At 52.4% G+C, this 12,728-nt stretch carries 13 protein-coding genes; 6 read left to right on the top strand and 7 right to left on the bottom strand.

The window, feature by feature from the left end; genetic code table 11:
- Positions 1–63: 63 nt before the first annotated feature.
- Positions 64–690: an isochorismatase family protein gene (locus D8M23_RS04370; RefSeq protein WP_126853823.1), complete on the top strand. Its 627-nt coding sequence runs from the start codon at positions 64–66 to the stop codon at positions 688–690.
- A 113-nt stretch (positions 691–803) separates the two neighbouring features.
- Here the strand turns inward: D8M23_RS04370 and D8M23_RS04375 are convergent, their stop codons facing one another.
- Entirely contained in the window at positions 804–1,829 is a 1,026-nt protein-coding gene (locus D8M23_RS04375; RefSeq protein ID WP_238693755.1) for an S-layer homology domain-containing protein, read from the bottom strand.
- 79 nt (positions 1,830–1,908) lie between these two features.
- Positions 1,909–2,334: an S-layer homology domain-containing protein gene (locus tag D8M23_RS04380; RefSeq protein ID WP_311639971.1), complete on the bottom strand. Its 426-nt coding sequence runs from the start codon at positions 2,332–2,334 to the stop codon at positions 1,909–1,911.
- A gap of 486 nt (positions 2,335–2,820) precedes the next feature.
- On the opposite strand from D8M23_RS04380, the gene D8M23_RS04385 reads away from it, so the two are divergent.
- Positions 2,821–3,531, top strand: coding sequence for a DUF6891 domain-containing protein (locus D8M23_RS04385; RefSeq protein WP_126853825.1), 711 nt, complete (start codon positions 2,821–2,823; stop codon positions 3,529–3,531).
- A 60-nt stretch (positions 3,532–3,591) separates the two neighbouring features.
- Positions 3,592–4,167 carry a hypothetical protein gene (locus D8M23_RS04390; RefSeq protein ID WP_126853826.1) on the top strand — a complete coding sequence of 192 codons (576 nt, stop codon included), beginning with the start codon at positions 3,592–3,594 and terminating at the stop codon, positions 4,165–4,167.
- 91 nt (positions 4,168–4,258) lie between these two features.
- Here D8M23_RS04390 and D8M23_RS04395 read toward each other — a convergent pair whose 3' ends face one another.
- The gene (locus D8M23_RS04395; protein WP_126853827.1) at positions 4,259–4,729 is read right to left on the bottom strand and encodes a hypothetical protein; all 471 of its coding nucleotides are present in this window, start codon (positions 4,727–4,729) and stop codon (positions 4,259–4,261) included.
- A 459-nt stretch (positions 4,730–5,188) separates the two neighbouring features.
- Here D8M23_RS04395 and D8M23_RS04400 point away from each other — a divergent pair, with 459 nt between their 5' ends.
- The 3 genes from D8M23_RS04400 (at position 5,189) to D8M23_RS04410 (ending at position 7,589) form a co-directional block, all read left to right on the top strand.
- Positions 5,189–5,860, top strand: a complete 672-nt coding sequence (locus D8M23_RS04400) for a hypothetical protein (RefSeq protein WP_006888887.1) — start codon at positions 5,189–5,191, stop codon at positions 5,858–5,860.
- Between the two features lie 177 nt (positions 5,861–6,037).
- Positions 6,038–6,766, top strand: coding sequence for a DUF6891 domain-containing protein (locus tag D8M23_RS04405; protein WP_126853828.1), 729 nt, complete (start codon positions 6,038–6,040; stop codon positions 6,764–6,766).
- 160 nt (positions 6,767–6,926) lie between these two features.
- Positions 6,927–7,589: a hypothetical protein gene (locus D8M23_RS04410; protein WP_126853829.1), complete on the top strand. Its 663-nt coding sequence runs from the start codon at positions 6,927–6,929 to the stop codon at positions 7,587–7,589.
- Positions 7,590–7,613: 24 nt separating this feature from the next.
- Here D8M23_RS04410 and D8M23_RS04415 read toward each other — a convergent pair whose 3' ends face one another.
- The 4 genes from D8M23_RS04415 to D8M23_RS04430 all read right to left on the bottom strand — a co-directional run bounded on the left by D8M23_RS04415 (position 7,614) and on the right by D8M23_RS04430 (position 12,695).
- A complete protein-coding gene (locus D8M23_RS04415; protein WP_126853830.1) occupies positions 7,614–9,401 on the bottom strand; it encodes a DEAD/DEAH box helicase in 1,788 nt (595 codons plus the stop codon).
- A gap of 261 nt (positions 9,402–9,662) precedes the next feature.
- Complete coding sequence (locus D8M23_RS04420) at positions 9,663–9,965, bottom strand: DUF3039 domain-containing protein (protein ID WP_006888875.1); 303 nt, start codon at positions 9,963–9,965, stop codon at positions 9,663–9,665.
- A 202-nt stretch (positions 9,966–10,167) separates the two neighbouring features.
- Complete coding sequence (locus D8M23_RS04425; RefSeq protein WP_126853831.1) at positions 10,168–11,820, bottom strand: transporter; 1,653 nt, start codon at positions 11,818–11,820, stop codon at positions 10,168–10,170.
- Positions 11,796–12,695: an ABC transporter ATP-binding protein gene (locus tag D8M23_RS04430; RefSeq protein ID WP_126853832.1), complete on the bottom strand. Its 900-nt coding sequence runs from the start codon at positions 12,693–12,695 to the stop codon at positions 11,796–11,798. The genes D8M23_RS04425 and D8M23_RS04430 overlap by 25 nt, the downstream gene beginning before the upstream one ends.
- Positions 12,696–12,728: the final 33 nt, after the last annotated feature.

Here is a 12,728-nt window from a genome sequence, read left to right on the forward strand (position 1 = left end):
CCCCTAGTTCTTTAGCAACTGTCCCCCTTTCACTGAGCCCCAAGGATTTTCTAGGATAGTCTCATGACAAAAGCACTCATTATTGTTGATGTTCAGAACGATTTCTGCGCCGGTGGGGCGTTGGCAACCGACCGGGGAGCCAAGGTCGCCGCGCTCATTAGCGAATACGTTGAGGATAACCACCACCGGTACGAGGCGGTTGTGGCCACCCAGGACTGGCATATTGACCCGGGCGCGCATTTCTCTGACACCCCGGATTTTGTGGATTCCTGGCCGGTGCACTGTGTGGCGAATACCGAAGGAGCCGAGATTCACCCGAATCTTGATACCGACTACATCGAAGCGTATTTCCGCAAGGGCCGGTATGAGGCTGCGTATTCAGGGTTCGAGGGACTGCAGGCCCCCGAGGAATCGGTCATGACCGGTGAGCATGAGCCAGGCGCCACACTGGATGACGAAGGCCCGAAAACCCCGCTGGCAGACTGGCTGGATGAACACGAGATACAGGATGTCGATATTGTGGGTATCGCCACCGACTACTGTGTGCTGGCAACCGCTAAGGATGCGGTGGATGCTGGGTATGAGACCCGTGTGCTGATCGACCTGACGGCTCCCGTACATGAGGATAAGCTCGACGAAGTAATCGCCGAGATGGAGGACGAGGGCATTACGGTCAAGCAGGCGCTGTAAGCGCGTCCCGTTCATCGTGAGCGCTTTTAGAGTACGAGGCGACATTCTTAGTGGGTTCCCTGTAGTATGCCCCGGTAAGAATGTCGCCTCTGCACGTGTAATATGCGGATGATTTAGGTGTCAAGATGCGCGTAGCGGTAGATAAACGCAGCCATTGCGTCACGGTGAATCGGCTCACTAGGGCGGTAGGTGCCATCGGCCCAGCCGGTAGTAATGCCGTTTGAACGTAGCCAGTTAATTTCGCGGTAGAATGCGCCATCATGAGGCACGTCCTTAAAAACTGGCCCAACCACTACATAGTCAGGTTTACCAGCGTAACGGTAGAAGAATGCGGCCATTGCCTCGCGAGTAACCGCGTCTTGCGGTCGGTAGGTGCCATCGGCCCAGCCGGTAGTAAGACCCTGCTGATGCATCCACACAATCTCATGGTAAAACTGGTGCGAGGGGTTCACATCGGTAAAAGGTGAGGCGGCGGGCAAGGTAACCTCCGGCGAACCCGCCAGCCGGTAGAAGAAAGCAGCAACCGCCCCGCGCTCAATATTATTCAGCGGTCGGTAGGTACCATCGGCCCAGCCGGTGGTGATATTTCGGTACTCTAGCCACGTGATTTCTTCGTAGAACGGATGATTTTGGGGCACATCACTAAATCGGCAGGGGCCGTCAACGGTTGGGTGTGGGACGGGCTGCACCTGAGCTTCTTGAACGGTGGGGTATGAGAGCAGTTTCTGCAGAAGTCCCTTGCCCTGCGCGGCGGTGACAAAGTGGGATACTTCTACTTCAGCATAGTTTCTGTCTCCAGATTGTATGTAGCTGTAGTACTGGATATTCACAGGATAGTTATCCTCGGTGAGTTTCTGACTCAGCTGGGCCACCAAGTACTGGTGTATCTGCTCATTGTTCCACCCACGATGCTCGGTTTGGGCTTTCGCATCCTCAATAGCCGCAGCGGTGAACGTGATGGGGAAAAGCTGGTAGTACATATCTGCATGTTCGAATGGCGTGCAGTACGGACCGGAGTACCCCGCATTGTCACCAGGTGCTGCCAGTGCTGCTGGGCCTAGCAGCGTAGCTCCCAGTGCAACAGCGCACATGGCAGTACCTACTGCCTGAGAGGTTCTACGAGTAGTTACTTTTTTCATTGTTATCTCTTTCACCATAGCGCGCGCTGCACATCCCTAACGTATTTTGACCTTTAGATACACCGCGCACACTGCGTATTTACTTCTTGTGAGCGTAGCGATAAATAAAAGCTGCCATTGCATCACGGCGGATGGGGTCTACAGGACGGTACGTCCCATCCTGCCACCCATTAGCTATACCAGTAGAATGCAACCAGGTAATCTCTCGATAGAAACTGCTGCCAACCGAAACATCCCTGAATGGAGAAGTGCTTGGCATCACATACTCTGGCTGTCCTGCATATCGGTAGAAAAACGCTGCCATTGCGCCACGTTCTACATTATCTGCTGGGCGGAACGTGCCATCAGGGTATCCTGTAGTAATACCCTGCGCTCCTATCCACTGAATCTCTTGATAAAATGGCATGTTTTTATGTATATCGTAAAATATTGGACCATTATTCCATGGATCAGGGTTCTTTACAGGATTGTCCAGATATTCCAGTGTCTTGCCCGCATCTACAATACCAGGACCACAGCTATACTGATCACAGTTTTAAATTGGTTATATAAACCCTGTGATGAGTCAGAAAAACTGTACTTGATATTTGTTAGTGAGCTACTGGCACTAGATGACTCAAAACTAAGAGCAGGCACATATGACGTCCCAAACAAAAAATCCTAAAGTAGTTACAGAAACTAGCTTTCTAATACTTAACTTTTTATCACTGATTAACGCAAAGACCATCATTAGCCTTTCAAAACTTGAGTGAATATATATAGATACATCTATCTGACGAAAATTATACATCATACGAAAGCTAACAGTAAAATCTCTCCCAGTGCTACCTGCCGCCCGGCTCAATAGCTACGCTAGGGGAGCTGGTGGCACATATCTGCATGTTCGAATGGCGTGCAGTACGGACCGGAGTACCCCGCATTGTCACCAGGTGCTGCCAGTGCTGCTGGACCTAGCAGTGTAGCGCCCCGGCTCAACAGCTAATATATGGGTATGAATAAGCAGTGTGACGATCATCAGCTCAGTCTTTGGTATACCCCGCGTCTTAACCCACCTATCCCAGAACATTGGGAGCTCAACGACCAGAGCCGCACCGAGCTTGAAGAGCTTCTGTGGGAGATGCTTCTGCACGGCGCATCTACCCCGGAAGCGTATGTGGAAGTATTTGATTATGTTTTGCCCGATGAGAACGCTGGCTTGGGTGAAAAATACAGGGAAGAGATAACAGAGTACGCCCAGCAACTTATTAACGCACGCCGCGCCTATGCTGCAGCTATTGGACTGGAGCCTCGGAATAATGATTTAACGTTGGCATTTGACGCTTTAGCGCATGAGGGCGTGGTGGCACGGGAGTGTTTTACCTGTTGCGGTTCGTGTGGTTCAGCCGAAATCTGGGATGAGAGAGATGATTCACGCACTTGGTACGGGTACGTTTTCTACCACGAACAGGATGCTGAATCCGCATACGAGAGCGGATCGGTAGGCCTCAATTATGGGGTTTTTCTGGATGCATATTTTACTGAGCAGCAATGGGACGCACTTGATGCCCAAACCCAAGAGCAGCAGTACGAGAGTTTGAGTGTAAAACTATTGCGCGAAAAGGTACTTCCGGTGTTCGAGCAGCACGGATTATGGGTAGATTGGGAAGGCTCTTATTCTGTACGGCCACAGGTATTCTCATCGCAGTTTAGCCGTATCCCGTAGCAATTTACCAGATATGAGCCGAAAATCTGCAGAAGGAATCTGCCCAATAAGGAATATTTGATGATTATTAATGAGAGTGATTTAAAAGGTACGGACTATAAGATTTCAAAAAGTTTCAATAAGCAAATTTATTCATTTTCCGAGTTGTTAAATGATATGGCAAGCAACGAATATTCAAGGTTGGAGAATTACTATAAAGATAAATTTGAATTCATAAAGTTCAAAGACGAAGAAGTTATTGTCGAAAACAGTAATAAAGATAAATTTATTGTTTTTGGAAAGAATAGCAATGGTTTCTTTGCTGTCAATAAAAACAAAGAAGTATGGCTTATCCCGTTTCATTATTCAGATATTCAAGAACCACTGTTTATAAACTCATCATTGCACCAATTTAGGTGCTGCTATTGTTTATTATTATCGGTCTTGTTTTACGCTCTTGGGAAGGGTATTGACAAGGAAAACGCACAGTTGAAACTTGCCAGAAGCTTTGAAGAAGATATTTTAAAAATAGATGACCGTTCAGCGCATAGCCTATTTTATCGAAACTATATTTTTGCTATTGAAAATGCGGAGCTTCCCACACATTTCACCCCCATGGATTACGTTACGACCGGCAGGCATTTTATCCCTCAGTAGAATAGGGAGCAGGTGTGCTGGCGAGCAGATCCGATTATTGCGTCATTTGGGTACTGGTTTCCCCTATAGATACCGATAGTTACATATTTACTTATGCATCATCTGCCCCTACCGAACAAAGACTGCTATAGAATGTATTGCATAATTCAAGATCATCTTTTATCCTATACAGGTTACATAACAGATAACAAATATCGCTATCTTGTTGTTCCTCGGGTGCCGTATTTTGCAAGAAATTGGAGTCAAGAAAAATAGACATAAAAATATGTATTTCTTTTTCTTTTTTATCTAGGCTTCCTGACAAGCGAATCTTTCTGCCCAGTTGGATATAATATTTTTCCAGTTCAGATTTACCAATTCTGCCTTCCAAAAAGTCTGTGCATTGTTTAATTACACCTTCCAGTTCTTTCCTATACTGACTTAATGGAACAATATTTTTCTCGGCGAATTTTATACAGTTTAAAATAAAAGCATCATAGTTATCCAGGGCATCAGAATCGTATATTTCATCTTCCAGTATAATAATTTTTTCGTAGTATTTTATATTATTTTTATCGCTCATATTTCATCTCCTACAAAAATTCTAATAATGTTTATTATTTACTACAATTTTACTGGAGCAAAACTGCAGCGAACAAACGTCATTGTATGACTAGCCAAAGACCAGCTCGGCGCCCTATCGTCATACTGGACGCCCTCTAATCAGGAAAACACCACGGACTGACTGAGAAAATAACAGGATTTTATCACACTGGATATTACAGCATCTATTCGGCAAGAGCGGCACGATGCGCTCCACCAGCCTTAGCGGAAGAGCAATACCAGCAGATGTCAGTGCTGCAGCCGCAAAATGTTGGCCCATAATCTGGTGGCAGGATATCCTCAATGAATAACCGTCTATAGTTTTAAAGACCTCTTTTGGTTCGAGAAGCATTTATTTCTGTAAAAAGTTTTTATTTAGCTAAAGTTTCTATAGAAATATACGCTTTTCATGCATTAAATATCCGGTTACACTGAAACTATGACCACCGATATCATCACCACAGAATTCCGTGACAGCTGGTACGCACCGCGTATCGATCCGCCTATCCCGGCGCACTGGCCTGTGACCGGTGAAGAGCGTGGCACCTTAGAAGATGCCCTCTGGCGCCTGCTCAGCACCGGTGAGTCTGATACGGCCCGTTATGAGTATTACTTCTGGGAGACTCCCTCACTCAGGGATGCCTATGGTTCCGCTGACTGGGACGGGGAAGTTCGCGCCTATATTAGGCAGCTCATTGATTCCCGCCGTGCCTATATTGCCGCCTTAGGCGGGGTGCCGGGCACTCCCCTGAACCTTTCACTTGCTGAGCTCGAACGTCAGGGTGTTAAGATGAACCCCGACTTCGGGTGTTGCGGCATACCGCATGAGGCTCCGCAGGATGGGCATACCTGGTACGGGTATGTGTCGCTCGGCCCCGAAGAGGCCGAAGAACTCATTAAAAATGGCGAGACCCGTCTCAGCTGCGGGGCTTTTGTAACGGGCGAAGAGCTCGAAGAGATGAGTGATGCGGAGTATAACCGCATTAATAGTGCTGTGATCCGCCAGCACATCCTCCCGGTTTTTGAGCGCCACGGTGTTGAGATAGATTGGGACGGCACGTACATTGAGCTTCCCGTGCTGAAAAACGCGGAGTTTTTCGCTGCACCTTAGCCCCCGTGGTAGGTAGAGCGCCTGCCCATCCTTATTCGTAATGCACCTATAGCACGGGCGTTGCCCCCGTGCGTGTGTTGTGCTGTCTTTTCCTCCCTTATAAGGTCTGCGGATCACCGGTTTTGTGACTGACCGCGTGCAACGACAAGTATGCATTTGTGGTCTAAGGTTAACCCCATGACTACACCTAGCATTACTGATGAGCAGCTCAAACTTTGGTACACCCAGCGCATTGATCCACCCCTTCCGGCCCACTGGGGCATGCCTGATGAGGTGAGTGAATTCGTGGGTGAGGTTCTGTGGGGTACGCTTTTCACGGGTGACAGTGATCCATTTTCCTATGTCGATATTTTGAACGACAGCACTATTACTGAGAGCGATAAGTGGGATTGCGATGAGAAACATATGGAAGAATTCGACGATTACGCCCGTGCTCTCATCGCCTCCCGCCGTGCCTATGCCCAAGAACTGGGGATCGAAAAGTGCTGGGGCAATATCTCTCTCGCTTTTAAAGAGCTCAATCGTCAGGGGGTTGTAGCGCGTGAGGCGTTCTCCTGCTGCAGCAGGTGCGGTTCATGGAGTATTTACGACGAGGCAGATGACTCCCGCGACTGGTACGGGTATGTATTTTTCAGCGAGCAGTGTGCAGCTGATATTTCAGAAACAGCAAGCGTGTACCTTCAACACGGCATTTTCCCGCCAGCATTGCGCCAACAGTATTCTGAGCAGCAGTGGGAGTCAATGAGTCAAGAGGAACGCAGTGCAGCTCATCGCCGGGTTACGGAGCAATTTCTGCAAGAGCGCGTTATTCCGGTACTTGAACGTCACGGACTGCAGGTACGGTGGGGCGGCGATACTACCTATTGTCCTAATGTCATGAACATAAAATACATTGCTATCCCCTAACAGGCTGCACAATGGTCTTGCGAGTACCATACGCTTACCCAGTACCGACATACCCCATAGCATAAATTTGCATAATTGCCCCCATAAATCAGCCTTTTATACACAATATTATTCCTTCCATGCGTGGATGATGGTTGTGTATCCCGGTTACACTGGGAGCATGAGTAGCCCTCACGTGACTGCAGAACAGCTAAAACTATGGCGCGCACCGCGTATTAACCCACCTATACCCCGCAGCTGGCCAATCCCAGAGATGGATCGGCCCACCGTAGAACGCAGGCTCATGGCATGCCTGCTGGTCGGCGAATCAGATATTGCGTGCTACACGGAGGTTTTTGAACCGTTCCTTGACGACGGTGAAGGGCATATTCTTATCCCGCCCCAAAAGCTAGAAGAGTACGCTCAGGCGCTCCTTGCCTCCCGCCGTGCCTATGCTAAAGAGATCGGTATAGAAGGGTGCCGAGGCAACCTGGTGTGTGCCTTCGAAGCGCTGGAACGAACGGGGATTATCGCTTACCCGGACGGCAACTGGTGCGGCATCCCTGAGGAAGGGCCCGAAGACGGTGCCACCCGATACGGGTATGTATCGCTCAGTGCAGAAAGCGCGGAGGCCCTACTGCTCTACGACGCCGCCCAACTGCACTGCGGCACCTTCAGCGATACTGGGGAAGTAAGCGATCAAGAGATTCACGATGCAGACTGCGCGATTATCCAAAACCGCATTATCCCGGTGCTCGAAGGCCACGGCGTTGAGGTTAAATGGAATGGCACGGCGGTTGACTTCCCGCTCGTGACGAACACCGGATTTTTTGCCATCCCCTAACCGCTCACAGACCGAGCCAGCCTGTTACCACCTGCCAACAAACCAGTCCGCGAGCTTATCAAGGCGTGCCTGAATCTGCTCCGCTGATGCTTGAGCCACCGCCGGGCCGCCGCAGATTTTACGCAGCTCATTATGGATCACCCCGTGCGGTTTACCGCTTTTCAGCGAATAGGCCGACACGTTTTTCGCCAACTTATTACGCATTTCTTTGAGCTGGCGGTGGTCCACCACCGCCGGGGCTGCAGTGGCCGGGCGGCGGGCAGCATGTTCCTGCTGACGGGCCCGCAGCAAAGTACCGACCTGTTCAGCGTCAAGCAGGCCCGGGATGCCCAGAAAATCCTGTTCCTCTTCCGAACCGACTTCCAGCCCGCCCGACGCGAACTCCGCCCCATCAAAAAGCACCCCGTGGAAAGAGGCCTGCGAGCCTATTGCCTCAAACTTACCGCGAGCCAGCTGCTCCGAGGCGCGCTCTTCACGGTTTGCTTCTTCGAGTGCCGCATCATCCAGCCCCTCAACCATGGGGTCGATCTCTTCCTGGGTAGCGCCGCGGTCGAGGGCGTGATCGCGTTCTAGCTCCATATCGTTAGCGAGCATCATCAGCTGTGGAACCGACGGCAGGAACACGGAGGCGGTCTCCCCACGCTTGCGGGCCCGCACAAAACGCCCGATTGCCTGAGCAAAAAAGAGAGGTGTGCTGGTGCTGGTGGCGTACACACCCACCGCAAGGCGCGGCACATCCACGCCCTCAGAGACCATGCGGACCGCCACCATCCACCGCTTTTTACTCTCACGGAATTCGTCAATTTTTGCGGAGGCTTCGCGGTCATCTGAGAGCACCACAGTTGGCTTCTCTCCCGTGATAGCATGCAGTTTTTCGGCGTATGCTTTAGCATCAGCGTGGTCGGTGGCGATTACGAGCGCCCCGGCATCAGGTACGGTACGGCGCACCTCGGTGAGGCGCTTATCGGCAGCGGCCAAAACGGTGGGTATCCATTCACCGTTCGCATCAAGGGCGGTGCGCCATGCCTGGGCGGTCACATCCTTGGTGAATCCCTCCCCCAGATTTGCTGCCATTTCCTCCCCGGCGGAGGTACGCCACCGCATCTGCCCCGAGTACGCCATGAAAATCACCGGCCGCACCACATGGTCTTTGAGAGCGGGACCGTATCCGTAGGAGTAGTCGGCGCGGGATCGGCGGATCCCTTCGTGGTCTTCTTCGTAGTTGACAAACGGGATAGGTGCGGCATCGGAGCGGAACGGGGTGCCGGTCAAGGCGAGGCGTCGAGTGGCGTCGTCAAAAGCCTCCCGCAGTCCGTCTCCCCACGAGAGCGCGTCACCGGCATGGTGAATCTCGTCAAAAATAACCAGAGTTTTGTCGTTCTCAGTGTTACGGGCATGCAGCTGCGGCTTATTCGCCACCTGGGAGTAGGTAAGTGCCACCCCCTTGTACTGGCGGCCCACATGAATGTCGGCATTTTTAAAATTCGGGTCGATCGGTATACCTACCTTAGCGGCGGCATCCGCCCACTGCTTTTTCAGGTGGTCGGTGGGCGCTACCACGGTGAGCTTACGCACCACACCGCGGCTAAAAAGTTCACGGGCCAGGGTGAGGGCAAAAGTGGTTTTGCCAGCGCCCGGGGTTGCCACCGCCATAAAGTCACGCGGGTTGGTTTCAAAATATTTTTTCATAGCCTCCGTCTGCCAAGCACGTAAACTGACGGAGGTTCCCCACGGGGCACGGCCGGGGTAGGCCGGGGAAAGTTTCGGCTTAATGGCGCCTTCAAACAGTGTGGGTTCTTCGTGTTCGCTCATTCTTCCCCTACCCCTTAATCATTTCTATACGTCATGCCCCCGCTGCAGCTCGCACGGGCGTAAGTGGCCGGTGCGGTGCGGACGCCTTAAGAGTGTACCGCCTTGCACGCTGCCCGGCTCAACGGTACCCCCGGTACTGTACGGTGGCTACGCCGAACGCGAAAGAAGGGCGCATCCAGTACTATGCATAGTTATTCGGATGCGCCCTGTCTGCTGGTGTTGGCTGCCGTGGGCCTGCTGATGCCTGCCAGTCAGCTGCGGCTAGTTGTCGCCGCTATTATCGCCACCGTCTTTACCGGGCTTAAGACCCTCATAAATTTCTTTGCAGGTGGGGCAGACCGGGAACTTCTGCGGGTCACGCCCGGGAGTCCAGACTTTACCGCACAGGGCGCGAACCGGCTCACCGGTCAGCGCGGACTCCATAATCTTTTCTTTCCGCACATAGTGCGAGAAGCGTTCGTGGTCACCGGGCTCAGAAAGCTGAGTTTCCTCACGCTCCAGCAGGCTGGTGCCACCTGCGGGTTTGGTGCCGAACGGGTCCTCAATACCTTCAATGGAGCTCATAGTTCTCTCCTTAGACAATGCCGCATGGGCAATTCTGCGGTTGTGTAGATAACTCTTCCCATTGTAGTGGCGGGTACCGGGTATTGTCCCGTTCACCGAAACCAGGCAGCAGTAAAAGCACAGCAAAAAGCGGCGGAGCAGAATACCTCATACAGAACATATTCTGATCCGCCGCCTCTGTGCGCTGTGGTTGTCCGGCAGGTTAGGCTGCGGTGAACTTCGCCACTCGCTGAAGCATGGCGTGGCTATTACGGTCGTAAGACTTACCGCCAATCACAACGCCAAGGGCCAGAAGAATACCGCCCACAACCATTTGGATGATTCCCCCCACCCATAGGAGCATGGGTTCATGGGAGCCGAACATATAAATAAGTACACAGATAAATGCCGGGATCGTTGCAGCCATGCAAATCAGCATCACCACTATCGTCAAGAGGTTCTTGGCCATGCCGTCCGTTTGTTTCGGGGTTTTGAGCGGGTTCGACCCGGGTGTCGGAGCCGGTGGAGATAGCAGGGTATCGGCATACAGGCCCACGCCCAGAGCTGCCGCATAGGTGCCCAGCTGGTGCAGGAGCACCGCCGGGTACATCCCCACAGCACCATGAATAAGACACACAGCGAAGGTCATAATAACCACCACAGGCACCATCAAAACAGAGTACCCCAGGGCACGGCCCAGCCTGTCATCACGCCCGCACAGCGGCGAGAGCACGTGCAGGCTAAAGGCGGTGTTATCGTATGAGACCGAGTACATAATGTAGTACCCCACAGAGATGGTACTGAAGTACACCCAGAAGCTAAAGGCCGCCTCAATACCAGCGGTGCTGGTATCCATACCAAGCTGAATCCTACCGGTCCTAAAAAACCCGCTATTGACCATCGGTACAAATATTCCCAGCAGCACGTACATCATGGCTAACGTGGCCGCCGATACACTCATGCGCGCATCTTTCAGGTAGCTGTGAAGGGTGCGTGCCGCTACCGCCCCGACCGGGGTGCTGGGGAATTTAGCAAACACCCCAATATTACCAACGGACAATGCCTTAGCTGTCCCGCGCTGAGTCTGCCCACCCACGTTACGGATGGAGCGTTCCAGCTGGCGACCCCACAGCCACCAGGTGCCCGCCAAGTAAACAAGTGCAAGCACCAGGCACACAGCCGCAAGAATCCAGTTACCTGCCACAGCGTGCAGGGGAACAGCAAACGCAGCCCCAAACGGGGTATACCCAAGCCATACAACATAGGGCGCTATTTGCTCAAAGTTCTCTCCAATGTAAGCTGTTGCGCCCGCAAAAATAAAGCCGGAGCTCATGAGCAGGATCCCCGCAGTAAGCATGAGGATGAGGTTAATGCGCGGGTTAGCGTTCAGGTACACACCGACCTGATTACCGATACGCGCTATACACATGAGGGTGGCCAGCCCCAGCAGGGCGCAGAGAAGATACAGGAGGAGTCCCAACGGATTGGCAAGGTAACCGAGGGCACCGATCAGCACCATAGTTATGGAGGCGATACCGGGTATGCCAATAAACCCACCAAGAAATTGGCCCTTCTGCAGGGTTTTCGGTTCTATGTGGAAAAGCACGAAACGGCTCTCATCCAGGGTTCCGTCAAGGCCGCTGACGAAGATAGGTACCAGCATCCACCCCAGACACAGCAGCGTCCCTATCAGCAGGGCAAGCGAGGCCGCCCCCTCAGGGGATTCAAAAGCCAGAAAACTGTAGAGGAATCCCAACCCTATCAGAATCCCCACCAGGTATAGGACACCGAGGATTATCCCGATCAGGGCCCACACGCTCCGTTTGAGTGAGGCAATCACATACCGCCATTTTAGTGAGACGAGGTGCCCAACCATGACAATCCTTCCGAGCTGGTGCGCCCACCCACGAGCTGCACGAAACGTTCTTCTAGGCTGGTGTTTCCGCGTACCTCAGAGACGGTTCCGGCGGCAAGAATATGGCCTTCGTTCATAATGGCCACGTGGTCACACAAACGCTGCACCAAGTCCATCACGTGGGATGAGAGCACGACGGTTCCCCCCGAGCCGACGAATCCTTTAAGAATGTCCTGAATATTCGCCGCTGAGACTGGGTCAACAGCCTCAAATGGCTCATCAAGGATAAGCACAGAAGGGGCGTGGATGAGTGCGGCGGCAAGCGCGATTTTCTTCGTCATACCGGCGGAGTAGTCGGCGACAGTTCGTCCCGCTGCCTCGGTGAGGTCCATAGCGCGCAGCAGATCGGCGGTGCGTTCGGCGACAGTTGCCTTATCAAGCCCATGCAGGTACCCGGAGTATGTGATGAGCTGTTCACCCGTGAGCCTATCAAAAAGATGCACTCCGTCAGGGAGCACCCCCAGGTGTTTCTTGGCTTCTAGGGGGGCCTGCCACATGTCTACCCCGTTAATAAACGCCATACCTTCGGTGGGTTGCAGCATACCCGAGACCATCGAAATGGTGGTGGTCTTACCAGCACCATTACGCCCCACCAGCCCATAAAATGAGCCGGTTGGGATGCCTAAATTAATACGATCCACGGCCACGGTCTGCCCGAAAGCTTTGGTGAGCCCGCGAACTTCAATCGCGTTTCTGGTGGTTGCGGCCCCCCGTTGCGGGGCTATATTCTGCTGCACCGAGGTGGGCAGGTGAACCTCCGGATTCGGGTGCTCTGCTTCTGCCCCGGGGACAGGCGGTGAGGGATACAAGTTATTGAGAGAGTTTTTATCTTCCATAGATTAACGGTAACAAGTATGAGCATAGTATGC

The organism is Rothia sp. HSID18067 (genome assembly GCF_003989445.1).
Lineage (GTDB): Bacteria > Actinomycetota > Actinomycetes > Actinomycetales > Micrococcaceae > Rothia > Rothia aeria.